Source organism: Aquaspirillum sp. (assembly GCF_055136605.1).
Genome location: NZ_JBSQVP010000051.1, coordinates 1 through 24,834, shown reverse-complemented (window position 1 = coordinate 24,834; position 24,834 = coordinate 1). Strand labels below are relative to the sequence as shown.

Annotated in this window: 19 protein-coding genes, 1 tRNA gene and 1 other RNA gene; 17 read left to right on the top strand and 4 right to left on the bottom strand. The window is 52.6% G+C overall.

Annotation, left to right across the window (positions count from 1 at the left end; all coding sequences use genetic code 11):
* From ACTBZS_RS09245 to ACTBZS_RS09220, 6 genes are all read left to right on the top strand, one after another.
* On the top strand, window positions 1-955 hold a 955-nt coding region (locus tag ACTBZS_RS09245; protein WP_463043927.1), incomplete at its 5' end, for an RNA-guided endonuclease InsQ/TnpB family protein.
* A gap of 82 nt (window positions 956-1,037) precedes the next feature.
* Window positions 1,038-1,241: a hypothetical protein gene (locus ACTBZS_RS09240; RefSeq protein ID WP_460431079.1), complete on the top strand. Its 204-nt coding sequence runs from the start codon at window positions 1,038-1,040 to the stop codon at window positions 1,239-1,241.
* Window positions 1,241-1,555, top strand: a complete 315-nt coding sequence (locus ACTBZS_RS09235; RefSeq protein WP_460431078.1) for a cell division protein ZapA — start codon at window positions 1,241-1,243, stop codon at window positions 1,553-1,555. Before ACTBZS_RS09240 ends, ACTBZS_RS09235 begins: the two co-directional genes overlap by 1 nt.
* 30 nt (window positions 1,556-1,585) lie before the next feature.
* Window positions 1,586-1,768, top strand: a non-coding RNA gene (ssrS, locus tag ACTBZS_RS09230) — 6S RNA.
* A 29-nt stretch (window positions 1,769-1,797) separates the two neighbouring features.
* Window positions 1,798-2,415 carry a 5-formyltetrahydrofolate cyclo-ligase gene (locus tag ACTBZS_RS09225; RefSeq protein WP_460431077.1) on the top strand — a complete coding sequence of 206 codons (618 nt, stop codon included), beginning with the start codon at window positions 1,798-1,800 and terminating at the stop codon, window positions 2,413-2,415.
* Between the two features lie 6 nt (window positions 2,416-2,421).
* Window positions 2,422-3,225 carry a sulfite exporter TauE/SafE family protein gene (locus tag ACTBZS_RS09220; RefSeq protein ID WP_460431076.1) on the top strand — a complete coding sequence of 268 codons (804 nt, stop codon included), beginning with the start codon at window positions 2,422-2,424 and terminating at the stop codon, window positions 3,223-3,225.
* Here the strand turns inward: ACTBZS_RS09220 and ACTBZS_RS09215 are convergent.
* On the bottom strand, window positions 3,205-3,645 hold the full coding sequence (locus ACTBZS_RS09215) for a cyclic pyranopterin monophosphate synthase MoaC (RefSeq protein ID WP_460431075.1): 441 nt from the start codon (window positions 3,643-3,645) through the stop codon (window positions 3,205-3,207). The genes ACTBZS_RS09220 and ACTBZS_RS09215 overlap by 21 nt on opposite strands.
* 262 nt (window positions 3,646-3,907) lie before the next feature.
* Window positions 3,908-7,405, bottom strand: a complete 3,498-nt coding sequence (locus ACTBZS_RS09210) for an indolepyruvate ferredoxin oxidoreductase family protein (protein ID WP_463043926.1) — start codon at window positions 7,403-7,405, stop codon at window positions 3,908-3,910.
* 258 nt (window positions 7,406-7,663) lie between these two features.
* On the opposite strand from ACTBZS_RS09210, the gene leuS reads away from it, so the two are divergent.
* From leuS to ACTBZS_RS09185, 5 genes are read left to right on the top strand one after another with little or no spacing between them, the layout of a single operon-like run.
* Window positions 7,664-10,282: a leucine--tRNA ligase gene (leuS, locus tag ACTBZS_RS09205; protein WP_463043925.1), complete on the top strand. Its 2,619-nt coding sequence runs from the start codon at window positions 7,664-7,666 to the stop codon at window positions 10,280-10,282.
* A gap of 41 nt (window positions 10,283-10,323) precedes the next feature.
* Window positions 10,324-10,836: an LPS-assembly lipoprotein LptE gene (locus ACTBZS_RS09200; RefSeq protein WP_463043924.1), complete on the top strand. Its 513-nt coding sequence runs from the start codon at window positions 10,324-10,326 to the stop codon at window positions 10,834-10,836.
* Window positions 10,836-11,846, top strand: coding sequence for a DNA polymerase III subunit delta (holA, locus tag ACTBZS_RS09195; RefSeq protein WP_022653304.1), 1,011 nt, complete (start codon window positions 10,836-10,838; stop codon window positions 11,844-11,846). The genes ACTBZS_RS09200 and holA overlap by 1 nt, the downstream gene beginning before the upstream one ends.
* A gap of 24 nt (window positions 11,847-11,870) precedes the next feature.
* Window positions 11,871-12,305: a response regulator gene (locus ACTBZS_RS09190; RefSeq protein WP_460431072.1), complete on the top strand. Its 435-nt coding sequence runs from the start codon at window positions 11,871-11,873 to the stop codon at window positions 12,303-12,305.
* A gap of 25 nt (window positions 12,306-12,330) precedes the next feature.
* A complete protein-coding gene (locus tag ACTBZS_RS09185) occupies window positions 12,331-13,329 on the top strand; it encodes a hypothetical protein (RefSeq protein WP_463043923.1) in 999 nt (332 codons plus the stop codon).
* A gap of 3 nt (window positions 13,330-13,332) precedes the next feature.
* Here the strand turns inward: ACTBZS_RS09185 and ACTBZS_RS09180 are convergent, their stop codons facing one another.
* Together ACTBZS_RS09180 and ACTBZS_RS09175 are read right to left on the bottom strand one after the other, a co-directional pair.
* Window positions 13,333-13,743 (bottom strand): YchJ family protein, encoded by a 411-nt coding sequence (locus ACTBZS_RS09180; protein WP_463043922.1) that lies wholly within the window; start codon window positions 13,741-13,743, stop codon window positions 13,333-13,335.
* Entirely contained in the window at window positions 13,724-14,188 is a 465-nt protein-coding gene (locus ACTBZS_RS09175; RefSeq protein ID WP_463043921.1) for a hypothetical protein, read from the bottom strand. The genes ACTBZS_RS09180 and ACTBZS_RS09175 overlap by 20 nt, the downstream gene beginning before the upstream one ends.
* Before the next feature lie 64 nt (window positions 14,189-14,252).
* Here ACTBZS_RS09175 and ACTBZS_RS09170 point away from each other — a divergent pair, with 64 nt between their 5' ends.
* From ACTBZS_RS09170 to ACTBZS_RS09145, 6 genes are all read left to right on the top strand, one after another.
* On the top strand, window positions 14,253-16,301 hold the full coding sequence (locus ACTBZS_RS09170) for a methyl-accepting chemotaxis protein (RefSeq protein WP_463043920.1): 2,049 nt from the start codon (window positions 14,253-14,255) through the stop codon (window positions 16,299-16,301).
* Between the two features lie 79 nt (window positions 16,302-16,380).
* Window positions 16,381-16,465 (top strand) — tRNA-Leu (locus ACTBZS_RS09165).
* Between the two features lie 375 nt (window positions 16,466-16,840).
* On the top strand, window positions 16,841-19,045 hold the full coding sequence (locus tag ACTBZS_RS09160; RefSeq protein ID WP_463043919.1) for a type I restriction-modification system subunit M: 2,205 nt from the start codon (window positions 16,841-16,843) through the stop codon (window positions 19,043-19,045).
* Entirely contained in the window at window positions 19,042-20,289 is a 1,248-nt protein-coding gene (locus ACTBZS_RS09155; RefSeq protein ID WP_463043918.1) for a restriction endonuclease subunit S, read from the top strand. Before ACTBZS_RS09160 ends, ACTBZS_RS09155 begins: the two co-directional genes overlap by 4 nt.
* Window positions 20,286-21,062, top strand: coding sequence for a DUF3800 domain-containing protein (locus ACTBZS_RS09150; RefSeq protein ID WP_463043917.1), 777 nt, complete (start codon window positions 20,286-20,288; stop codon window positions 21,060-21,062). Before ACTBZS_RS09155 ends, ACTBZS_RS09150 begins: the two co-directional genes overlap by 4 nt.
* 170 nt (window positions 21,063-21,232) lie before the next feature.
* The gene (locus ACTBZS_RS09145; protein ID WP_463043916.1) at window positions 21,233-24,517 is read left to right on the top strand and encodes a type I restriction endonuclease subunit R; all 3,285 of its coding nucleotides are present in this window, start codon (window positions 21,233-21,235) and stop codon (window positions 24,515-24,517) included.
* The last annotated feature ends 317 nt before the right edge of the window (window positions 24,518-24,834 follow it).

Below are 24,834 nucleotides of genomic sequence, written 5' to 3'. Positions count from 1 at the left end.
CTTTGGGCTGTCTGCCCAAATGGCGGTGCGTTGCATCGCCCAGGTCTGTGAAGCCTACAAGCGCGACAAAGGAAAACGTCCGCACTTTAGGCCGTTCGCCTCCATCCCCTACGACCAGCGTCTTATGAGCTTCAAGGGGCCAGATCGCGTCTCACTGCTGACGCTTTCTGGGCGCATCATCATGCCCGTGATCATGGGCAAATACCAACAGGAGCGTTTTACCAACGCCAAAGGACAATCCGATCTGGTACGGCGCAAAGATGGGAAGTGGTTTTTGTTGGTGACCGTCGATCTGCCAAACGGCACCAAGACACCAACTACGGATTTCCTTGGCGTGGACCTGGGTGTTGCAAACCTTGCCACGGACAGCGACGGGCAACGCTACAGCGGCGATACGGTGGAAGCCGTGCGCACTCGGCAGCACGCACTTCGCCGAGGCTTGCAAAAAGCCGCTGCGGGGAAAAAGCGTCGCGGGCTTCGCCCCAAGAACATTCGACGCCAACTCAAGCGCTTGAGTGGTAAAGAGAGGAGATTTCGATCTAACGAAAATCATCGTATTGCCAAATCGCTCGTTGCCAAGGCCAAAGGCACCGAGCGCGGGATAGCCCTGGAAGACCTCAAAGGCATCCGCGCTCGGACACGGTTTCGCAAGGCACAACGGGCGAAGATGGGCGGCTGGGCTTTCCATCAGCTGCGCACGTTCATCGAGTACAAAGCCAAGCTTTCCGGCGTGGATGTCGTGCTGGTTTCTCCCGCCTACACCAGCCAGACGTGCGCAGCATGTGGCCATACGGCCAAAGCCAACCGCCGATCGCAAGCAGAGTTCCGCTGTGTGGCCTGTGGACACACCGACCATGCGGATGTGAACGCGGCGAAGAACATTCGTTCCATCGCCAGGGCCGGTGTCAATCGGCCTAAAGTCTCGGAACAGCATCAGGGTCTCCTGGTTGCTTAGTACAGGGACAAGCCCCTGACTTCAGTCAGGGGTGATTGACAAGGTTTGACGCTAAATTAGCCGCCCTTTATAGTGCGCTCCCATGAACGCTGAACTCGAAACCCTACACCAAAAAGTGCTGCAGCTTGCCGCTCTCTGTCGGCAATTGCGCTCGGAAAATGCCGAATTGCGTCAGCAACTCGCACGCTCCACCCAAGACAACCGCCACTTACAAGCGCGGTTGAATGAGACATGCGCCAAAATCGCTGACTTAATCAGCCAATTACCCGAAGAGGATGATGTGTAATGGGCATACAACAGGTCGAGATCAATTTATTGGGTCAACGTTTGTATGTCAGTTGTCCTGATGGCGAAAAACCTGCGCTGATGGAAGCTGTTCGCTTCTTAGAAGCGCGAATGCGCTCGATTCGTGAGGCTGGGCGTGTCGTGGATGTGGGAAAAATTGCGCTATTAGCGGCATTAAACATCACTCACGACTATTTACACACCAAGGTTGCAGGTAGCGATGTAGACTTACTGCAATTTCAGGGTAAAATAGAGGCCATGAGTCGATTGATTGACGAAGTGCTTGATCCCGATGCCGACGAGGCACACGATTGAGTCTTTAAGCAAGTATCGAACACCTTTTTTAGTCCCCTGCGCTGTTTGCAAAGGCACAAATTCCTTTGAACCAATAATCGCAGACTGGTTTCTGGCTTGATTTGTACCTGCGTGTCGCGCTGCCTAGTTCAGTGCGCCCAAAGTACAACGTCGGGAACCACATTGAACCTTAGGTTCAAGCGAATCAGCCGGCGCGGCAATCGCGGGGGACTTCTCCTTCCTACATGTCAAATAAGCCCCCTGTGTCTGCAGCCAGTGATCTTGCTCGCCACAAAAGTGAATTGCGTCGGCAATTGCGACAGGCCAGACAGGCGCTCTCTCCAAAACACCGTCATGACGCGGCACAACGCGTTGCAAAGTTGGCACGTCCCTATCTCAAATCGGGGCGGCGGATTGCGCTTTATCAAGCGTATGGCAGTGAAATCTCGTTACAACCGTTACTAAGCCTCGCCCGACAACAACGCTGTCGAGTGTTTCTTCCTGTGGTACCAAAACGTGGCCGTTGCTTATCATTTACTGAATGGCGGCCACAACAAGCAGGCTATCGCAACCGATTTGGTATTGTTGAACTGCGAGGTGTGGCACTCACTGCTAAAAAGATGCACACCATTTTTATGCCTTTACTTGGTTTTGATCAGCAAGGTTATCGCTTGGGGCAAGGCGGGGGGTTTTATGATGCCACGCTGGCTTTTCGTCGCCATTATCAGCACTTACAACAACCCCGTTTAGTGGGTGTAGCCTTCGCCTGCCAACAGGTGGCGGCAGTGCCAACCGAAGCATGGGATTTACCTTTAGATGCGGTGCTTACCGAACGGGAGCGGCGTGTATTTTCTAGTTTACGATTACGGCGGAAAGACTAAGAGACAATGCCTGAACTATCAATTTTATTGGGACTGATGGCAATCGGTGCCGTTGCTGGCTTTCTTGCGGGGTTACTTGGGGTAGGCGGTGGTTTAATTATTGTGCCGGCGTTGGTGTGGATGTTAGAAGCCAGCGGCATGCATGATCATGTGCAACATATTGCCCTTGGCACATCGTTAGCTGTCATGGTGTTTACCAGCTTTGCCAGCGTGCGGGCACATCATCGTCATGGCGCGGTCGATTGGTCGATTGTGCGGCGGATGGCGCCGGCGATGGTCTTGGGAACGTTATTGGGCTCACAAATTGCAGGCTTTATTCCAAGCCGTGATTTGAAATGGTTTTTCGTTTTTTATGCCTATCTTATTGCCGTCCAGATGTTATTAAACCTCAAACCAAAGCCAGAACGCGATTTGCCCGGTGCCGTAGGGCTATGGTCGATTGGTGGGATCATTGGGGTGATTTCCAGCTTTGTTGGGATTGGCGGCGGCTCGATGAGCGTACCGTTTATGAGCTGGTGTAATGTGGCCATGCAAAGAGCGATTGCAACCAGCGCTGCCTTAGGGTGGCCGATTGCGTTGTCAGGCGCCATTGGGTATGTGATTGCAGGATGGTCACAGGCTAAGCTGCCTGAGTATTCGGTGGGTTTTGTCTATCTGCCAGCGTTATTAACACTGTGTATTGTGACCACCGTGGTTGCGCCAATTGGTGCCAAAATCGCTCACGCCCTGCCTGTCTCCCAGCTCAAGAAAGCCTTTGCTGGTATTTTGATTGTGATGGCAAGCGAAATGTTATGGGGTTTGCTGCGTTAGGATGTCGTGTTGTGTCTCATCCAACAGCCGAATATGCGCAATCCGCAACGCTTCGTTAGTTTCTTTGCAGTGGGTGTAGAGTGCTAAGAGCGCCGCGCTGACCGCGCTAAGTGCCTCGGTATCTGCCCCATTGCCGCCGCGTGTTTCCGCTTTAGCCGTACAGATAATGGCGGCATTTTCACGATCAAAGCGAAAACCCACGGTTACCCGCATAAAACTGCGATAAGCCGGCTCGGAAAAAAGATGGGCGGTTTGTCGTGCGCCTTCGAGCGCGGCTTGTCTGGCATGACTAAGCCATTCGCCAAAGCCTTCTTCTCCAGCATCGATTTTAGCCAACAGAGAAGCGCTAATTTCAATCCGACCTTCAGCAATGGCAGTTTGCTGCATGAGTTGTGCGTATTCTGTATTGATGCTGCCCATGAGTATCGGTTTCCGTATGTGCACTGAGGATCGACTAAATCTGTCGTCTTTTCGGAACGCGATCACATTACGCCAATAACATGATTTTGTTGGAAAGACGCGATAGCACAGTTTAGCAAACTGTGTTGTGGCATGGTGGGCAAATTACACGAGAAACGCAATACCAATTTCCGAAAAGAAAGCCGGTCATTGTGAATCTCCTGCAGAAACTACAGAATGATCCACAAAAACCGGCACAAATGACTTTTTGTTTAAATTTTAACTACGCAGCACGATGTTCTGTTGTCTGTTGGTGCCACTGAGCAAATAGCGTTTGTTCTTGTTGTCTGACCTTGTGTAAAGCGGCTTCTTTGACATGCCCAAAACCGCGAATTTGCTCTGGTAAGCCAGCGATCTCGATAGCAAGCGCAAGGTTATCGCTGTTCAGCTCAGACAATACTTTTGCCATCGTTGCTTCAAAATCGCGAATCAATCCCCGTTCAACCCGTCGTTCTGCTTGCCAGCCAAACACATCTAACGCAGTGCCACGCAGCCCGCGTAATTTAGCCAACAGTTTCAACGCAGAAAAAGCCCACGAACCAAAGCGGAATTTGCGAGGTTTATCGCTGCCACCGCCTAGCCATTTTTGTAAATAGCCAGTGCCAAAGTAGAAGGAGAGGTGGAAATCGCCTTCAAACTGTTGCTGCAATTCGGCGACAAACTCACCATCGGTGTACAAGCGCGCCACTTCATATTCGTCTTTATACGACAGCAATTTGAAATAACTGCGAGCCGCAGCGCGGGTAAGGTGACGCGACCCGGGTTTGACTCGTTCTTCTGCTGCTTGAACGTGTTCAACCCAATGGTGGTAACGATTGGCAAGCGCCTGATTTTGATAGGCCGTTAAAAAAGCCTCATGTGCTTCACGCATTTTTGCCAGCGATTGAGGGAAGGGCAAGGTTTTTACCACAGTAGGAGGAAAGGCGAGACTTTCCACTTTAGCCAAATCGTGCGCGGCATAGCGGCCCCAAGTGAAGCTCTGTCGGTTGAACTCCACCGCCGCACCATTCAATTCAATGGCGCGTAACATGGCTTGTTCACTGATTGGAATCAATCCTTTTTGCCATGCCACACCCAACATAAACATATTGGTGGCCAGCGAATCGCCCATCAATGCAATGGCCAAACGGGTGGCATCAAGGTCGGCATAGTATTCTTGTCCAAGGGTGTCCACCAACGTTTGCCGCATGGCTTGACTGGGGAAATGGGCATCGGGGTTTTTGGTGAACTCACTGGTTGGGGCTTCAAAGCGATTGACCAAACCACGGGTAAACCCACGCCGCATTTTAGCCAATGATTCCGCACTCGCGGTCACCACTAAGTCGCAACCTAACACCACATTGGCATCACCTGCTGCAATCCGTACCGCGTGCAGCTTGTCTTGTTGATCAGCAAGGCGGATGTGTGACCATACCGCCCCCCCTTTTTGTGCCAAGCCTGCCATATCCAACACTGAAATGCCCAGCCCATCTAAGTGTGCGGCAACCCCGAGAATTTGGCCGATGGTCACAACACCGGTGCCCCCCACCCCAGTAACCATAATGCCGTAGGGCTGCTGAGTGCTGGGAAGAAGTGGTAACGGCAGAGGCGGCATATCATTTAAGCTAGGCCAACTCTTTTGGCCATTCTTTTTCAGTTGTCCACCTTCGACAGTGACAAAGCTTGGGCAGTAGCCATCCACACAAGAGAAATCTTTATTACAAGAAGACTGGTCAATGGTGCGCTTCCGTCCTAGTGGTGTTTCCAGCGGCAACACAGATAAGCACTGCGAAGTTTTGCCACAATCACCACAGCCTTCACAGACACGATGATTGATAAAAGCGCGTTTAGCGGGATCGGGATAGTTGCCGCGTTTCCGCCGCCGCCGTTTTTCTGCCGCACACGTTTGGTCATGGATCAAAATGGTGGTGCCGGCAATCACACGCAGCTGTTGTTGTAGCTGCTCAAGCTCACGCCGATGAAAGACTTCCACCCCAGCCGCCAAGCCTTGCACCCCTTGGTATTTTTCTGGCTCGTCGGTGGTAATCACAATCCGTTTAACCCCTTCGGCTGCCAGCTGACGGGTAAGCATCGGCACATCAAGATACCCATCCACATGCTGACCACCCGTCATGGCTACGGCATCGTTATACAAAATTTTGTAAGTGATATTAACCTTGGCCGCAATCGCAGCCCGAATCGCCATCAGGCCAGAATGGAAATAGGTGCCATCCCCTAAGTTGGCAAACACATGCTGCTCTGAGGTGAACGGCGCTTGGCCAATCCAAGTGCATCCTTCTCCACCCATTTGGGTAAAGGTTTGAGTATGCGGCTCAATCCAAGTCGCCATGTAATGACAGCCAATCCCTGCCACGGCACGGCTGCCATCGGGGACTTTGGTCGAGGTGTTGTGTGGACACCCCGAACAATAATGCGGTACACGGGCAATCGCCTCGCGTTTTTGTTGCAGTTGGGCTTCTTTTTCTTGATAAAACTTCAGCCGTTCATGAATGATCGGGCTATCAAAAATGGTTTCTAAACGCTTGGCGATAGCACGAGCAATCATCGCAGGAGTCAGCTCGCCCGCTGCTGGCAACAACCAATCACCATGCGGCAACGCCCATTCACCCTTTTCGGCAAACTTTCCGACCACCCGTGGCCGCACGTCTTCACGCCAGTTGTAGAGCTGCTCTTTTATCTGGTATTCGATGATTTGGCGTTTTTCTTCGACCACCAAAATTTCTTCCAACCCTTCAGCAAAATGACGCACCCCTTCCGACTCTAATGGCCACACCATCCCGACCTTGAAAATCCGTAGGCCAATATCAGCCGCTAGGCGCTCATCAATTCCCAAATCATCGAGGGCCTGCATGACATCAAGATAGCTTTTGCCACTGGTGATAATGCCAAGCCGAGGGTTGGGCGAGTCGAGCACAACCCGATTCAGTTGATTCGTTCGCGCATAGGCCATCGCCGCATACAGGCGGTGATGTAACAGTCGTTCTTCTTGTGCTAACGGTGGATCCGGCCAGCGGATATTGAGCCCCCCTTCTGGAACCGGAAAATCCTCGGGAATTCGCGTAGTGATGCGTTCTGGCGACACATCAACCACTGCCGAGCTTTCTACCGTATCCGAAATCGCTTTCATGGCAACCCAACAGCCACAATAGCGACTCATCGCCCAACCATGCAGACCAAAATCTAAAAACTCTTGCACCCCTGCTGGATTCAACACCGGAATCATCGAGGCAGCGAGAATATGATCGGATTGATGAGGAAAAGTGGAGGATTTTGCCGCATGGTCATCACCTGCAATGACTAACACACCACCATAACGGCTACTACCAGCGGCATTGCCATGTTTCAGCACGTCGCCGGAACGATCGACACCGGGGCCTTTGCCATACCACAAGGCAAACACACCATCGTATTGTGCCCCTTGAAAAAGATTAACCTGTTGTGTGCCCCATACGGCAGTGGCGGCTAAGTCTTCATTCAGCCCAGCTTTGAAATGAATATGATGGGGTTTGAGGTGGGGTTCGGCTTTTTCCATCGCTTGGTCAACATTGCCAAGTGGAGAGCCACGATAACCGCTGATAAAACCAGCGGTATTTAAGCCAGCGGCTTGATCGCGTTGCCGTTGCATCATCGGCAAACGCACAAGGGCTTGAATGCCCGTCATATACACCTGACCAGTTTGCGCGGTGTACTTATCATCCAGAGAGAGTGTTTCTCGGATCATGGTGTTTCTCCTCGTGAACCAACCTCATCAAGTGGATAACGAGATGGGTGGCTTTATTGCGATTGATTCACCTCGCTCTTGTGGAGCGGGTTTTACCTGTGGGGTAGCGATATTTTTATCCCCCTGTGGCCAATCTAGAGAGCAAACCACGAAAGGTCAATTTGCGCCGCAACAAAGCATGCTGCGCAATTCCGCAAAAGCGGATGCAAATCGCTATAATCGCTGGATTTTCTTTCTTTCCATTAGGTTCACTACATCATGCAAGAACAGTACGCCCCGCGCGATATTGAAGCGGCTGCACAAGCGCATTGGGAAAAAACTGCCGCGTTTAAAGCAGTGGAAGACCTGAGCAAGCCAAAATTCTATTGTTTGTCGATGTTCCCCTACCCCTCCGGCAAACTGCACATGGGCCACGTCCGTAACTACACCATCGGTGACGTGCTATCCCGCTTCAAAAAAATGCAGGGGTTTAATGTTTTGCAACCCATGGGCTGGGATGCGTTTGGGATGCCGGCTGAAAATGCGGCCATCAACAACCAAGTTGCACCCGCTGCATGGACCTATGCCAATATCGACTACATGAAAACCCAGCTGAAAAGCCTCGGTTTTGCCATCGATTGGGAACGGGAAGTGACCACTTGCAAACCCGATTACTACCGTTGGGAACAGTGGCTGTTCACCAAGTTGTATGAAAAAGGGGTGATTTATAAAAAGCTCGGGGTGGTGAATTGGGACCCAATCGATCAAACCGTGTTAGCGAATGAGCAGGTAATTGATGGGCGTGGCTGGCGCTCGGGTGCGTTGATTGAAAAACGCGAAATCCCAATGTACTACTTTGCCATCACTAAGTACGCCGATGAATTGTTAGACGATTTAGAAAAACTCGATTGGCCGCCACAAGTGGCCACGATGCAGCGCAATTGGATTGGCAAAAGCTATGGTGCCAACATCCGCTTTGCCTATGATGAAGTATCAATTGGTCATGCAGGCGAGTTGTCTGTTTACACCACCCGTCCCGATACCTTGATGGGTGCCACTTATGTGGCGGTAGCAGCAGAACACCCACTGGCGCAACAAGCCGCCGCCACCCAACCTGAGTTGGCCGCCTTTATTGCCGAATGTAAAGCCGGTTCGGTCGCCGAAGCAGATTTAGCCACCATGGAAAAGAAAGGCATGGCCACAGGGCTTTATGTGGTACATCCACTGACCGGCGAAAAACTGCCAATTTGGGTGGCAAATTATGTTTTGATGAGCTACGGCTCTGGGGCGGTGATGGCCGTTCCTGCGCATGATGAGCGCGATTTTGCTTTTGCCAATAAGTATCAACTGCCGATTAAACAAGTCATTACCTTGACCAGCGGCGATGCCGATTTTGACCCCACGACATGGCAAGATTGGTATGCCTGCAAAGACCCTGGCGCGACACAAACACTGCATTCGGGTAAGTACGATGGACTGGACTTTGAAGGGGCGTTTACTGCCATCGTGCAAGACTTGGCCACCAAAGGTGCTGGCGAGAAAACCACCCAATATCGCCTGCGTGATTGGGGTATTTCTCGCCAACGCTATTGGGGATGTCCAATTCCGATTATTCATTGCCCAAGCTGTGGCGATGTTTCGGTGCCAGAAGATCAGTTGCCAGTGGTCTTGCCAGAAAATGTGGTGCCGGATGGCTCCGGCAATCCATTGGTAAAAATGCCTGAGTTTTACGAAACGACATGTCCGAAGTGTGGTGGTGCAGCAAAACGTGAAACTGACACCATGGATACTTTTGTCGAATCGAGCTGGTATTTTGCCCGCTACGCCAGCCCCGATTGTCAAACTGGGATGGTCGATGAACGTGCTAAATATTGGTTAAACGTCGATCAATATATTGGCGGCATTGAACACGCTATTTTGCATTTGTTATACGCCCGTTTCTTCAACAAATTGATGCGTGATCAAGGCCTGTTGCATACCGATGAACCATTCCAAAAATTGCTGACTCAAGGCATGGTGGTATGTGAGACATTCTATCGTGAGCAAGCCAACGGCAAAAAAGATTGGTTTAACCCTGCTGACGTTGAAATCACCCGTGATGCCAAAGGCAAAATTACGGGTGCCATTTTGAAACAAGATGGTCAGCCGGTGGTGATTGGCGGCATTGAAAAAATGTCGAAGTCGAAAAATAACGGTGTTGATCCCCAAGCATTGATTGAACAATATGGGGCAGATACGGCGCGCTTGTTTATGATGTTCGCCGCGCCACCATCGCAATCGTTGGAATGGTCGGATGCTGGGGTGGAAGGGGCACATCGTTTCTTACGCCGCGTGTGGAAAATCGTCCACGAGCATGTGCAACAAGGTGTGGTCGCCGCTTGCCGTGAGCAACAAGGGTTGTCTGCGGATCAAAAAGCGCTGCGTTATCAGTTGCACAGCACCATTCAAAAAGTGACCGATGACTATGGTGTACGGCAACAGTTCAACACTGCCATTGCCGCAGTGATGGAATTGCTCAACAGCTATCAAAAGACCGATTTAAGTGATGCAGTGGGTCGCGCCTTGGCACAAGAAGTGTTAGAGGCTGTGGCATTATTGTTGTCACCGATTGTGCCGCATATCTGCGAGGGCTTGTGGCAAGCCTTGCGTGGCGACAACAGCCTGTTGCAGCAAGCATGGCCGGCGGTCGATGCCTCGGCGTTGGTGAAATCAGAAATTGAACTGATGGTGCAGGTCAACGGTAAGTTACGTGGCGCCGTCACTGTCGCCGCCGACGCGAACAATGAATTGATTCAACAAGCCGCCCTTGCCAACGAAAACGTACAACGTTTTATGGAAGGTAAACCGGCGAAGAAAATCATTGTTGTGCCGGGGCGTTTGGTCAATATCGTGGTGTAACTTTTTTAAGTAGCGTAATAACACATAGGAGTGATGTGCCGATGGCTTTCCCTTTTCGCACCTTTTGTGCTGCGGTGCTGGCGCTAGGGCTGTCGGCCTGTGGCTTCCACTTGCGTGGCCAAGGCCAAGTTGGCCCTGCCTTGCCGTTTTCGACGGTGTATGTTGAAAACCCAAGTGGTAGCGCCATCGCTCCCCTACTCAGCCGCTCACTGTCTTTGCAAAAAGGCGTGAGCGTGATGAGTGATGTACGAGCAGCAGATACCATCTTAAGCGTGTTGTCAGAACAACAAGCAAAAGACTTACTGACCTTAAACCGCGCCGGTCGTGTCAACGAATATCAGCTGACATATCGTGTCAGCGTGCAGCTCAAGAAAAATAACCAAGCGTTTGGCGAGCCCGTCACGGTATGGGTGCGGCGCGATTTTCCGTATAGCGATAGTTCAGTGTTGGGTAAGGAACAAGAAGAACAATTGGTCTGGCGCATGATGCGAGAAGAAGCGACCACGCTGTTAATGTATCGGTTGCCGGCGGTGAAAGCGGTGAGTCGTCCTTAATGCCACAGTTGAAGATTGACGAGCTCAATACTGCCTTATCCAAGCAAGGCCTTGCCCCGTTGTACGTAATCCACGGTGAGGAAACCTTGCTCGCGCTCGAAGCTGCCGATGTGCTACGCACTGTCGCGCGGCAACAGGGTTTTGAAGAACGCGAAGTTTTGACAGTTGAGGGCCATTTTGATTGGTCGTATCTGTTTGAAGCCGCGATGAGTGTGTCGTTGTTTGCCAGCCGTAAATTGCTTGAATTGCGTATTCCCTCTGGCAAGCCCGGCACCGAAGGCGCTGAAGCCCTACAACGCTTGGCCCAACAGCTTCCTGTTGATACGTTGGTCCTGATTTTGTTGCCTCGCCTAGAGCGTGCTCAACAACAAAGCAAGTGGTTTAGCGCACTAGAAAAACAGGGTGTGGTGTTGGCAGCACAGCCCATCGACCGCCGCGAATTGCCACAATGGATTCGTCGTCGGCTGGCAGCACAACAACACAGCATGACCCCTGAAGCGTTGGCGTTTTTTGTCGATCGTGTCGAGGGAAATTTACTCGCAGCACGACAAGAAATCGACAAATTAGCGTTGCTCTATCCTGCCGGCGAACTGGATTTGCCCGAGGTGCAAGCGGCGGTAGCCAATGTAGCGCGGTTTGATGTGTTTGCCTTGTCAGAAGCTTGGCTGGCAGGCGATACCGCCCGAACCTTGCGTATGTTGCATGGTTTAGCGGCAGAGGGCGAAAGCCCAGTGTTGGTGTTGTGGTCGTTGGCAGAAGAGCTGCGCACCCTAATTCGGGTGAGCGATGGTCGGCAACAAGGCCGATCCATGAATGAGTTGTTGCGTGAATTCCGAGTGTGGGGGGCACGTCAACGTTGGATTGAACCTGCTTTGCGCCGGCTATCACGTCCACAGTTGCTCAATGCTTTGAGTGAATGTGCACGGATTGATCGTTGTATCAAAGGGGCGGAAGCAGGGGAACCGTGGGGTTTATTGCAAAATATGCTGCGTATGCTATGCAAATCATAGCGCACACAAAAAGTTGGAATCACTATGCCTGTTTCTGCCCTAAATATTATGTTGGTTGAGGATGAGCTAGCGGATATGCACTTAATCCGCTTTGCTTTAAATAATGGGGAATTACCCGTCTCACTCCATCACGCTTGTGATGGCTTAGATGCGGTGCAATACCTCGAACAACATCCTGCCGCGTTGCCTGATCTGATCTTATTGGATTTGAATATGCCAAGGATGGACGGCAAAGAGTTTTTGAAAACCGTGAAACACCATCCGATGTGGAGTCAAATTCCCGTGGTGGTGTTGACCACTTCGGATGCCGAGCGGGATGTCTTGGATGTGTATCGTCTTGGCGCGGCGGGCTATGTCACCAAACCCAGTGATATGACGGTGTTTGTCGATGCCATGCATCACTTAAAACACTACTGGATGCAAACCGTGCGCCTCCCTGGCCGGTTGTTATCTGCTTAACTCGCCAACAGAAAGGCAATCGGGCATGGCCATTACTGCACAAGTCAGTCAAGGAACATTGTTATTAGATCATAACGGGCAAGTATCGCGCTTTGCTGTAGATTCAGAGGTCGCCAAAACCATTGGATTATGGATGGCATGGTTTAACCAAGCCCCAACCAGCAGCGAACTCAATACCATTGTCAACTATGTGCAAACCCAATCTCATAGTGCTAGCCAAGCCGCAGCGGCCGTCTTGACCCACCTCATTCCCGCTGCCACCAGCCACACCACCTTATTTCACACCCTGTATAGCAACCTCACCGGCCATGTCGCCAATAGCCAAGAAGCCAATTCCTATCTCACACAGCTCAACACCGGCAGTTTAACCCCGGCTGGCCTCTTGGAATTGGCAGGACAGGTTAAGCTTAGCCAATTAGCCGCAACACAAAGCGTGCCCGATGGAAGTCAGTTGGTCAGTGCCAATGAGCTAACTGCGGTTCAGAATTACCTGACCACCGGCAACTATGAACCATTCGCTGCCCAGCTTGGCCAAATTCTTGGCAGCAGCGAGGCCAGTGTGAACAGTGCCCAGCTCGCACCGCTGTTTATTGCGTATGGCAGTGAAGTCAAGACCTTGGCACAGTCGCTACTTAACCAAGCGCAGAATGGCGCCAGCCAACAAAGTTTGGTCAATTACGCCAATGATTTCTTTGTGGATACGCTGTCAAAGTTGGGACAAACAACGCTCAATAGCCGCAGCGAGATTGCCAATGCACTACAGCGGGTGGCGACACAAATTACCGAATCGTCGATTTGGGATAAGCTGCAAGCTGAATGGCAACGTGCCCAAGATCAGTTGTCGAACTGGGTGCAAAATCCGATAGATTCGGTGAAGGACAAAGTCGATGAGGTGCTCGATAAAATCAAATGGCCTTCCTTCCGCCCACTCCCAGAGACGGAGTCGATGGAAACCGATGCTGAAATCACACTAATCGGTATCAGCGCTAACCATTCAGGCAGCGAGCACGACCCGTTCGCCTAGTCATTAGCTGTCTGTGAAATCACCATCAACATACCACCATCGCCCCGCTTCTCGGACAAAACGGCTGCGCTCGTGCAAACGAAAAGCGCGGCCGTTGACTTTATAGCGGGCCACAAACTCCACTTCACTACGGTTCTCGTCATTGTCGATCACAGCGAGATGCGACAGCACCTGTAAACCACACCACTGTGGCGGATGATCATCTTCCAGTTCAGTCGGGCATGTGCTGGCGTGCCATGTTTGACGCAAATAGGCCCAATGCTGTTGTGTGAAGGCGCTATAGCGCGAGCGCATCAGCTGTTCGGCGGTCTCAGCAAACTTTTGCCCCAACAGCAAGGGCTGACAACATTGTTCAAAAGAAAGACCGCTGCCGCATGGACATGGCATCGGTGATTTAGCGCGCTGTTTGGCCATAAATCGTTTTCAATAAAAAATGGGTAAAAAGCGGGGGAGTGGATTGACGCGTCTGCCACGGTTGGGCATTCACGCTATCCAGTTTTTGTTTGAGTCGCTGGCGCAAATCAGTTTGGCTCAAGCGTCCGGCTTGGACTTTTGCAATCAACTCGCGATAACGGGCAAATACCTCATCATCAATCGGATTGGCACCGACAATTTTAAGTCGTTGTTGATTTAAAGCCTCTGCTGCCTGCAACCGTGTCAATTCACCTTCTCGCAAACGGTCCGCGATTTGATCTGCCGCAGCAAGCAATTGCTGTTGTTTTTGTTCGCGTTGCAGTGAAGTGTCGGTCGTGGTGTTAGGCGTTGTCGTCGATAAAGCGCCTTGCCCAAAGGGCAATCCGGCACAGCCGCTAAGAATTAGCAAAAATGCTAAAAGAGTGCCTATAGAAGAGAGTTTCATGTTATGTTTATTGACATAAAAAATGGATTAAAAAAACCACATCACTGGAACAGGAGAAACAACAATGGCCATTGGACTACAACATCGTCCGCTTAGCCAACAACTTATCTTAGTGGTCTCGCTAATCTTGTTGTTAGTGTTTAGCATTTTAACCGGCGCAGTTTCATACTTTGGGCAAAAAATGGCACAGGAAAAAGCCCAAGCTGCTATGGTCAGCGATGCCCAAATGATGCGCGGGATTTTAGATGCCTATTTTGACAACGTAAAAGAACGCGGAGCACGCCAACTCCAGTTTTTTGAACGTTGGCTCGGCGGCACAATCACTGCCGACCCCAATACCCTCGTCAAAACGGGCAATAAAGAACTGCCACAGATCAAGCTAGGCGATGTTGTGTTAAATGGTAATACCGATTTAATGGCACGGTTTCGTGATTTAACCGGTGATGACACGGCGGTGTTACAACTGCATGATGGCCTGTTTTATCGTACGGCCACACTGTTGAAAAAAGATGGCGTTGCCATGAATGGTACGTCCTTACCAAAAGATGACCCAGTACCAACCACCTTAACCCAAGGTAAAGATTACAGCGGTTTGGTTGAACGCAATGGCAAGTATTACTTCAGCACCGTACGGGCTTTAAAAGACAGCCAAGGTAAGGTCTTTGGTGGCTTGTCGGTACGGATTGCCTTGGATGGCGAATTGGCACAGATTCGTCAACTACTCAGTTCACGCTCTATCGGCAAAACCGGTTATCCCTTTTTAATGCACCCAAGCAGCGAAGAAAAAGGCATTGCCCGTTTTGTGCTACACCCTCGCTTCCAAGACAAAACTGTTGTAGAAGCGGTCAGCGATCAACCCACACAAGATGCTTTACGCAAGATGATTAGCGATAAACAAGGCATGATTCGCTATTTGTTGGCCGATCCTAAGTCGGGGGATTTGTTAGAAAAAGTGGTGGCGGTTGAAACCTCGGAGAAATGGAATTGGGTGTTAGCGTTTGGCACGTGGACACACGAATTCAATGAAGATACCGTGGTGTTGCGCAACATTATGATGGTGATTTCGTTGTGCGCCGGCGTGTTATCCGCCTTGTTAATTTTGTTAGTGATTCGACAACGCTTAAAACCTTTATCTGAAATGGTCACTGCCGTCGAACGGATGGGCATGGGTGATCTGCATGTTCGGGTGAGCAATGCCGAAGCCAACAGCGGTAACGAGGTATTACGACTGGGTGCGGCATTGAATGAAACAGTGAATAAGGTGGCGGGGCTGGTCAATCAGGCCAATGGCTGTGCGCAACAAATCGCCAGCTCATCGGCACAGCTGGAAACTGCAGCGCAATACGTGCTCGATAGCTCGTCCCAACAATCGTCCTCTGCCACGGAAATAGCAGCGGCGATTGAACAGATGTCTGCCAATATTGCCCGTGTTGCTGAACACGCCAGCCGTGCCGCAACGCTCAGTAGTACCGCCCGTGAAACAACACAAGAAGGCCGTAATGTGGTGCAAAACACGGTATCGGATATGGAAACCATCGCCAGTGATATTCGTGCCTCGGCTGAGATGATTTTGTCATTAGGTGAACGCTCTCGCCAAGTGTCGAGTATTGTCGATGTGATTCGTGATATTGCTGAACAAACCAATTTGTTGGCACTCAACGCCGCGATTGAGGCCGCCCGTGCGGGTGAAATGGGGCGGGGGTTTGCGGTGGTGGCCGATGAGGTGCGAAAACTGGCCGAGCGCACGGCGATCTCCACTCAAGAAATCACCGGCACCATTCAGGCGATTGTCACTGAAACCCAGCAAGCGGCGGAGCGAATGGGGACTGTCCGAGAACAGGTCAGCACAGGGGTCAGTTCGGCACAACAGGCCAATAAAACGCTGGGCGTGGTGGATACACAAACAGCCGATGCGGTGGCGGTAGTAAAAAATATTGCCAGTGATATGCAAGAGCAAAGCCACTCTAGCCAAGCAATTGCAGAGCATGTTGGACAAATCGCCAGCATGGCTCAGGCCAACACCGATGCCGCACAAGGTAATCGTGAATCGGCTCATGCGTTGCAACAGGTGTCAAAAGAGCTGATTCAGGCCTTGGGGCAGTTCAAATTTTAATTTTTTTAAAAAGCCCCTTGTCAAAAAAAAGCAGGCTGTGTATTATTTGTTTCCTCGCAGCAACAACTGCAAGACACCTGCCCAGGTGGCGAAATAGGTAGACGCAGGGGATTCAAAATCCCCCGCCGCAAGGCGTGTCGGTTCGAGTCCGACCTTGGGCACCACGAATTCAAAAAGCAATGCCTAGCGTTGCCAAACAAACCCAGCAAAAGCCCTATGCCTGCTGGGTTTTTTGTCGTCTATTGCCAATGATTGGCAACATTGGAACAAGTGAAGTTTGTGTATCACTTTGTGTTTAACCTCTTCCCAACCGCTAAACAGCAGAGTTCATGCCGATGCTAAAAACGGCCTAGTGGGGTACTTGTTGTTCTTCGATGTCTCATTCCGGACATTTACAAGGCCGGTTGCACAAACGGCAGTTTGTGCAATCCCCCGTTATTCGGCTTTGCCGCCATGCCACGAGAGGGATACGGGCGACGCACTGACGATAGCGCAATTCCTCCCCTGACTCAAGTCAGGGGTTTCCTTGCAGAGATTCTATGAATATCCAGCAACTCGAAAACGAACTCTGGGAAGCGGCTGACCAACTACGCGCCAATTCCAAGCTCACCGCCGCCGAATATGCAATGCCGGTACTTGGCCTGATCTTTCTGCGTCATGCCGACAACCGTTTCAAGGCTTATTTGCCTGACATCGAGGCCGACATCCCGTCACAGGTACCTATAACCCTGCGCGAAGAACTCATCAAACTCGGTTTTCAGGGCAAAGCTGCCATTTATTTGCCAGAAGCTGCACGTTTTGACCGCATCGTTAGCCTGCCACAAGGTGCTCAGGTGGGCGAGATTATCGACGCCGCCATGGACGCAGTCGAGGCCGAATACCCAGTACTTTCTGGGGTGTTGCCGCGAGGCTATGCTGCCTTTAAACCTGATCTGCTGGCCGAACTGGTCAAGATTTTCGACCGCCCCGCCATCAAGGCCGCCACCGGTGACGTGTTCGGCCGCATCTACGAATACTTCCTGAACAAGTTTGCTATGAGCGGTGCACAGGAAGGCGGCGAGTTTTTCACGCCACCTTCGTTGGTGCGTATGATCGTCAATGTCATCGAACCGGATCATGGTCTGGTGTTCGATCCGGCCTGCGGCTCGGCGGGGATGTTCGTGCAAACGGGCCACTTCATCGAAGACGTGCGTCACCAACAGGCCAACGACACCGTTACCTTCCACGGTCAGGAAAAAAGCGACACCAACACCAAACTGGCTCGCATGAACCTCGTGGTGCACGGGCTTGATGCCTCCAATATCCGCCAGGGCAACACCTTTTACGACCAAGCCGAACACCTGATTGGCCAGTGCGATTTTGTGATGGCCAACCCACCCTTTAATGTGGACGGTGTGGACGCTAAAAGAGTACAAGCCCAAGTTGGCGATGGCGGACGTCTGCCCTTCGGCCTACCCGGCACCACGACCAAAACCGGTACCAATACCAAGACCAGCGCCATCAGCAACGCCAATAGCCTGTGGATTCAGTATTTCTACGCCTACTTGAATGACACCGGCCGCGCCGGTTTCGTGATGGCCTCTAGTGCTTCAGATGCCGGCAACAAAGACCGCGACATCCGCGAAAAGCTGGTCAAGACCGGCCACGTCGATGTGATGATGGCCATTGGCAACAAGTTCTTCTACACCCGCAGCCTGCCGTGCACGCTGTGGTTCTTTGATAAAGGCAAGCAGCAAGACCTGCACGACCAAGTGCTGATGATCGACGCGCGAAACGTCTATCATGTCGTCTCGGCACGTTCACACGTTTTCACTGACGAGCAACTCGCCAACCTCACCGCTATTGTCTGGCTGTACCGGGGCGAGCACGAGAAATTCATCGCCTTGGTGGCCCGCTACCAGCGGCAAGTGGATGACTGGCTGGCCGCCCTTCCCGCACGCCTCGAGGCTGACACCGCCGCTGTGCAGGCATTAGCCGCGCCGCTGCAAACCTTTGCCAATCAGACCACGCTGGCTGAGTTGAACGCCGACCAAGCCGAGGACACGCAAATCACGCAGGCCCAACTTGACGCTTTTAAGGTCGAGCTGGCGACGGCACAGGCCGACACGCAGTCGGCGGATGCTATCGCCGCGCTGCTCACCACCTGCACCGAGGCCCGCGCCGCTATCGCAACCGTTCGGGCTGAGCCTGTCGAAGCCCATTCAAGCCAAGTCACCTTGCAAGCCACGCTCGAGGCCTTGGCACCGCAACTCAAAGCCGCTGGTAAAACCATCGAAGCCCGCCACAAGCAATGGCTCAAGCTGCTGGACACGGCTGAAAAGCAGCTACGCGCTCGGCAGAGCAAAGCCTTCGACGGCAAAGCCGCGCGCGAAGCCAAGCGCGCTCTGCTGGCGGCTGATGCAAAGAAAAACGAGGACCCGACGGTGCGCGATGCAGTGCTCGACGCGCTGAAACAAGCCGCCTACTTCATCCATCAGGTGCATTGGTTGCATAGCCGCTTTCCACAAGGCTGGTTTCAGGATGTGCCGGGCTTGTGCAAAGCGGTGACGATTGACGAAATCGCCGCCAACGACTGGTCGCTCACGCCCGGGCGCTATGTGGGCGTGGCTGCTGCGGCAGAGGATGATGAAGACGATTTTGTCGAAAAGCTGCGCGAGATTCACGATGAGTTGGCCGAGTTGAATGACAAGGCGGTGGAATTGGCGGGGCGGATTGCCCGCAACTTTGAGGAGTTGATGGAATGACGCGGCTGGGTGATGTGTCCGATATGCTGGTCGGCTTCGCATTCAAGAGCGCAGGCTTTTTGGATGCGGATTCAGACGGCATTCGCCTATTGCGTGGCGACAACGTCCAGCAAGGCTACATCCGCTGGGGCGACAAGACCAAGAAGTGGCCAGCAGCACAGTGCGATGACCTGGGGCGTTACCAGCTCGCGGAAGACGACGTGATCCTTGCCATGGATCGTCCCATCGTCGGGGATGGGTTGAAGATGGCCTGGATCCGGCAGGAGGACTTGCCCGCTCTTCTCGTTCAGCGAGTTTGCCGATTGCGCGGTAAGCCGGGCGTTGCGCTAACGAATTTCATTCGTTACGTCTTGGCGGCTCCCAACTTTTCTGGCCACATTCACCGAATCACCACCGGGGCCAACATTCCTCATATCAGTGGCAAGGACATTGCGGCCTATGAGTTCGAGTTGCCTGACCTCGACGACCAGGCGCGCATAGTTGAGTGCTTGTCCGCCTACGACGACCTGATCGCCACCAACCAACGCCGCATTGCCTTGCTCGAAGACGCTGCTCGCCGTCTGTACCGCGAGTGGTTCGTACACCTGCGATTTCCCAGCCATGAATCGGTGCCGGTGAAGGATGGTGTGCCGGAGGGGTGGTGTAAGAAGCCAATTGCCGAGCAAACATCCTTCTTGAATCGCGGGATTGCCCCGAAGTACGACGATTCAGCGAAGGGCTGGGTCATTAACCAGAAATGTATTCGCGAGGGCCGGCTTTCGATGCAGCCAGCTCGTCGGCAGTCCAAGGATGTAAAGCCGGATCGGCTTGTTCAGGTTGGTGACGTACTCATCAACTCAACCGGGGCGGGAACGTTGGGGCGCGTTGCTCAGGTCAGGACGGCTGTCGAAAACTGCACCGTGGATACGCATGTCACGATAGCCCGCCCATTGGGTAACGAGTGGACGGCCTACTTGGGTCAAGCGCTGCTGAGCTTGGAGCCTGTCTTTTCCGAGATGGGTAAAGGTGCGACCAATCAACTTGAACTCAGTCGCGGAGATATTGGCGCCGTTGAGATTTGGCTTCCACCCTTGGAGGCTTGCAAAGACTTTGGCCGCTTGGTGGGGCCGCTTCTGGAACAAGCCGAAAGCCTGCTGTGCGCAAATCAGTCCTTGGCAAAGGCCCGCGACCTTCTGCTCCCCAAACTGATGTCCGGCCAACTCGACGTCTCTGGCATCCGCCTGCCCGATGAGGTGATGGTATGATCGAACCGGTGGCCAACTACATCATCCCTGGGGGCGGTAGTAGCCACAGCGACTACATCGTCTACGTCGACGAAAGCGGCGACCACAGCCTCACGTCAATCGACCCAGACTATCCGGTATTCGTACTGTCGTTCTGCATCTTCCGCAAAGAGGAGTACGCGAACAGGGTGGCTCCGGCGATCCGGCAACTGAAGTTCACCACCTTCGGCCACGACATGGTGGTACTGCACGAAGCAGATATCCGACGCAAGAAAGGAGCGTTTTCGCGGCTATCGAAAGAACCGCGCGAGGCGTTCCTGAACGAACTGACCGACATCATCGGCGCAGCCGATTTTCAGTTGGTGGCCGTAGTAATTGACAAGCGCAAGCTCAAGGCCCGTTACCACAATCCGGCCCATCCCTATCACTTGGCGCTGGAGTTCGGGCTGGAGCGCATCTATCGACTGCTCAAGGGGGCAGGGCAAGACGATGCACTGACCTATATCGTGTGTGAAGCGCGTGGGGCCAAGGAAGATGCCGAGCTAGAGCTGGAATTCCGCCGTATTTGTGACGGTGCAAACTACTTCAACCGGCCATTGCCGTTCGACCTGATTCTTGCCGACAAGAAGACCAACTCGGAAGGCTTGCAACTGGCCGACCTGACGGCTCGGCCGATCGGTTTGACCGTGCTACGACCTGATCAGCGCAACCGAGCGGCCGAGGTGCTGGAGGGGAAGTTCTACCGGGACAAGACCGGCAGCAAGCTGGGCACAGGGCTGAAAGTGTTTCCATGAGAGGCAAAACCATGCACCAGAAAGCAGAAGGGCCCCTGTAGTACCAGGAGCCCGACGCCGGCCGCGTAGTCGCAACCCATTTGTGACAGATAATAGCGTATCGACCAGGACTTGACAAGAAAGGTCGGTGGCGTTAGAGCCAAAGCCGACCCGTAGAGGAACCCCAGAAAATGGCCAAGAAGGACTATTCCGAAGACCTGTTGATCCAAGCGCCCACAGCTGAACTGCTGGAAAAGCAGCTAGGCTGGGAAAGCGTGTTTGCACAAGACGAAGGGGGGTTCGGGCCTGATAGCCTGCTGGGGCGGACATCAGACACCGAGGTGGTGCTCACTCGGGATGTGCTGGCAGCGCTCAGGCGCTTGAACCCGGGCTTGCCCGATGTCGCCTATCAGGATGCCTTGGCGCTGGTGGTGCAGGACGACATCACCAAATCGCTGATCGCGCAAAACGAGGAAAAATACACGCTGTTGCGCGATGGTGTGCCGGTGAAATACCGCGACGCTGCCGGTCGGCTGGTCGACAAGCGGCTGCGTTTGATTGATTTCGATGAACCCAAAAACAATCGCTATCTCGCAGTGCGTGAATTGTGGGTACGCGGCAAATTGTGGCTGCGTCGCCCCGATGTGATCGGCTTCGTCAACGGTTTGCCCCTTGTGTTCATCGAGCTCAAACGCTTCGAGGTACACATCGACAGCGCGTACAAGAAAAACTACGCCGATTACTTGGACACCATTCCGCACTTGTTTCACTGGAACGCGCTGGTCATCATCTCCAACGGCCACGATGCCCAGTACGGTTCGCTGACCAGCTCCCGCGAGCATTTCTATCGCTGGAAGCGACTCGACGAGGACGATCCAGAACCCAGCAAGGACCAGCCACTGTTGCCGATTCTCTTGCACGGCATGCTGCATCAGCAGCACCTACTAGATATCGTCGAGAACTTCATCTTGTTTGATGCTTCTGACGGCAACACACACAAAATCGTGGCACGTAACCACCAATACCTTGGGGTAAATCGCGTGATCGACCGCTTGACCTCCACCGATCCCAAGATTCAGGCAGAGGTCGCTGCGGGTCAGTTGGGGGTGTTCTGGCACACTCAAGGCTCGGGCAAATCGTATTCGATGGTGTTTTTGACCGAGAAAATCCATCGCAAGCTGTCCGCTGCTTGGACATTTGTGGTCATCACTGATCGTACCGAGTTAGATGATCAAATCGCATCGACCTATACCAACTGCGGGCGCGCTAATGGCAAGACTGATCAGGCCAAGAATGGCGCTGCGCTGCGCTCGATGTTGCGTGACCAGAATCGCCGCTATGTGTTTGGCCTAATTCAAAAATACCGTGAGCGCGTCACTGAGGCCTATTCAGACCGTGACAACATCATCGTTATCAGTGACGAAGCACACCGAACGCAGTATGGACGGCTGGCGCTGAATATGCGCAAAGGACTGCCAAACGCCAAGTTCCTGGGCTTCACAGGCACCCCATTGATCGATGTTGGCGAGAAGCAGCTGACCCGTGAGGTGTTCGGTGACTATGTCTCTATCTACGACTTTCAGCGTGCGGTGGCAGATGGTGCAACACTGCCCTTGTTCTACGAGAACCGTGGTGAAAAGCTAAAAATTGTCGACCCAAAGGTCAGCGAACGCATCGCACAACACATCGAAGCAGCGAAGCAGGCTGCCGCGTTGGATGATCCGTGGACCGAGGAAAAAGAAGAAAAGCTCTATCGGGAATTGGCGCGGGACTATCCGATCCTGACCTCACCCACGCGACTGGACAAAGTCGCACAAGACTTTGTTGACCATTTTCACCAGCGCTGGCGTGTGGTCGAAAACGGGGGTGGCAAGGCCTTGATGGTATGTCTGGACAAAATCACCTGCGTGAAAATGCATGATCTGATCGTGGCCAAGTGGCAGGAAAAAACTGCCCAATTAGAAGTTGCTGTGGCAGCGGAGGAAGCCTTGTTTGCGGCAAAGGGCAAAGCGCCTACCGGACTCCTCAAGCAACGACGAGAGCATGTGGAGTGGATGAAAGCCACCGAGTGCTGCGTGGTAGTGTCACAGGAGCAGGGCGAAGTGGCGGAGTTTGCTAAGTGGCGGAATTTCCGTGATGAGCCATTAGACATCACGCCACACCGCGAAAAGATAGTCAAACGCGACTTGGAAAAAGAGTTCAAGAAAGCAGACAACCCTTTCCGCATCGCGATTGTCTGCGCCATGTGGTTAACCGGCTTCGACGTGAAATGCCTGGCCACCCTGTATCTGGATAAACCCATGCAAGGCCATACCCTAATGCAGGCTATTGCTCGCGTGAATCGAGTTGGTGGTGGCAAGAAACATGGGCTGATCATCGATTACAACGGCATGATTAAGAGCCTGCGACGGGCGCTGGCCACTTTTGCACAGGGTGATCGTGCTGGCACGGGCAAGGGAGAGGCGGAACAGGATACAGTGCGCGATGATGCCGAGGCACTGGCAGAATATGCCGATAGTCTCAAGGCTGCAGCCGAGTTCCTGATGAATCTGGGTTTTGATGTTAACGAACTGATCAATGCCAAAGGCTTCGATAAACAAAAACAGATCTTGGTAGCGGTTAACCTTCTCTGCGAAAGTGACGAACGCCGCAAGACCTATCAGGTGATTGTTGAGGATGTGCAAGCGCGCCATCGTGGTCTCTTCCCCCACCCGAGGCTTTTCGATTTCGATGAAATGGAGAGTGCTGTCACAGCCATCTACAACAAGATGCAGGATGCGCGCGTATCACCCGATGTCAGCAGCTTGCTACAAGATTTGTACGATGTGGTGGATGTAGCTGTAGCGACCGACACCCCAGCAGTCAGAGAGACTACCGCCCGGTATGACCTTTCTAATATTGACTTTTCTCGCCTGCGTGCTGAATTTAAGAAGTCGCCCTTCAAGAATGTCATAGCAATGAACTTGATGGAAAAAATTGAGGAACGCCTAGCTGCGATGGTGGCACGCAACCCCACGCGAGTGGACCTGTATGAGCGTTATCAAGAAATCGTTCAGGCATACAACAAGGACAAGGATGCAGTTGAAATTCAGAAGGTGATGGACGACCTGTTCGCCTTCAATAACGACTGTAGCGAAGAGGAAAAGCGTTATCTGCGCGAAGGGCTTGATAGCGAAACAGAACTGGCCGTGTTTGATTTGCTTCAGAAAGATTCACTCACCAAGAGTGATTGTAAAGCGATCAAGAAAGTTGCCAAGGACTTACTGGGCAAATTGGCAGATCAGCGCTTCGCGCTGGAGCGCTTGCGCAATATGGCAACCGTACAAGCGCAGATGAAGGCCGAGATCATCAAGCACTTGTATACCCACCTCCCTCCCAGTGCCTATGACCCAGACGAAATCAATATCAAGGCGAGTGCTGTGTTCGCGCATATCTACAGCGCTGGTCTTGGTGGTCGTGAATCGCGCTACCATTAAGCCAGATCTAGCGTTGCCAATGATTGATAACATCGGGACAAACAAACCCTATCTTTTGCCTACAGCACGAGGACAATCTCTCAAAGAAGCGTGTCTCAAAACAACGGCTAAAGCCTAGGTAAACAACCCGCGACTGAAGTCGCAGGCTTTATCGTAGGACGAGACAATGCCTATCCCCGACATTAGGCCGGTTTACAACAGCCCTTGGCGAGACGGCCGTCTCGCCAATCCACCGATATTAGCGCCTCGGTGGAGAACGGCTACAGATCCTGTGCTCCCACCGCTTTGCGGTAACCTGGGATGCCGGCCACCGAAAA

Excerpts from the sequence above, each read along its gene's own strand:
- ACTBZS_RS09240 (WP_460431079.1), top strand. The coding sequence starts at position 1,038 with ATGAACGCTGAACTCGAAACCCTACACCAAAAAGTGCTGCAGCTTGCC.
- ACTBZS_RS09235 (WP_460431078.1), top strand. The coding sequence starts at position 1,241 with ATGGGCATACAACAGGTCGAGATCAATTTATTGGGTCAACGTTTGTAT.
- ACTBZS_RS09210 (WP_463043926.1), bottom strand. The coding sequence starts at position 7,405 with ATGATCCGAGAAACACTCTCTCTGGATGATAAGTACACCGCGCAAACT.
- ACTBZS_RS09145 (WP_463043916.1), top strand. The coding sequence starts at position 21,233 with ATGGCCAAGAAGGACTATTCCGAAGACCTGTTGATCCAAGCGCCCACA.
- holA (WP_022653304.1), top strand. The coding sequence starts at position 10,836 with ATGCCACAGTTGAAGATTGACGAGCTCAATACTGCCTTATCCAAGCAA.
- ACTBZS_RS09190 (WP_460431072.1), top strand. The coding sequence starts at position 11,871 with ATGCCTGTTTCTGCCCTAAATATTATGTTGGTTGAGGATGAGCTAGCG.
- ACTBZS_RS09180 (WP_463043922.1), bottom strand. The coding sequence starts at position 13,743 with ATGGCCAAACAGCGCGCTAAATCACCGATGCCATGTCCATGCGGCAGC.
- ACTBZS_RS09215 (WP_460431075.1), bottom strand. The coding sequence starts at position 3,645 with ATGGGCAGCATCAATACAGAATACGCACAACTCATGCAGCAAACTGCC.
- ACTBZS_RS09150 (WP_463043917.1), top strand. The coding sequence starts at position 20,286 with ATGATCGAACCGGTGGCCAACTACATCATCCCTGGGGGCGGTAGTAGC.
- ACTBZS_RS09185 (WP_463043923.1), top strand. The coding sequence starts at position 12,331 with ATGGCCATTACTGCACAAGTCAGTCAAGGAACATTGTTATTAGATCAT.
- ACTBZS_RS09170 (WP_463043920.1), top strand. The coding sequence starts at position 14,253 with ATGGCCATTGGACTACAACATCGTCCGCTTAGCCAACAACTTATCTTA.
- ACTBZS_RS09155 (WP_463043918.1), top strand. The coding sequence starts at position 19,042 with ATGACGCGGCTGGGTGATGTGTCCGATATGCTGGTCGGCTTCGCATTC.
- leuS (WP_463043925.1), top strand. The coding sequence starts at position 7,664 with ATGCAAGAACAGTACGCCCCGCGCGATATTGAAGCGGCTGCACAAGCG.
- ACTBZS_RS09160 (WP_463043919.1), top strand. The coding sequence starts at position 16,841 with ATGAATATCCAGCAACTCGAAAACGAACTCTGGGAAGCGGCTGACCAA.
- ACTBZS_RS09175 (WP_463043921.1), bottom strand. The coding sequence starts at position 14,188 with ATGAAACTCTCTTCTATAGGCACTCTTTTAGCATTTTTGCTAATTCTT.
- ACTBZS_RS09220 (WP_460431076.1), top strand. The coding sequence starts at position 2,422 with ATGCCTGAACTATCAATTTTATTGGGACTGATGGCAATCGGTGCCGTT.
- ACTBZS_RS09200 (WP_463043924.1), top strand. The coding sequence starts at position 10,324 with ATGGCTTTCCCTTTTCGCACCTTTTGTGCTGCGGTGCTGGCGCTAGGG.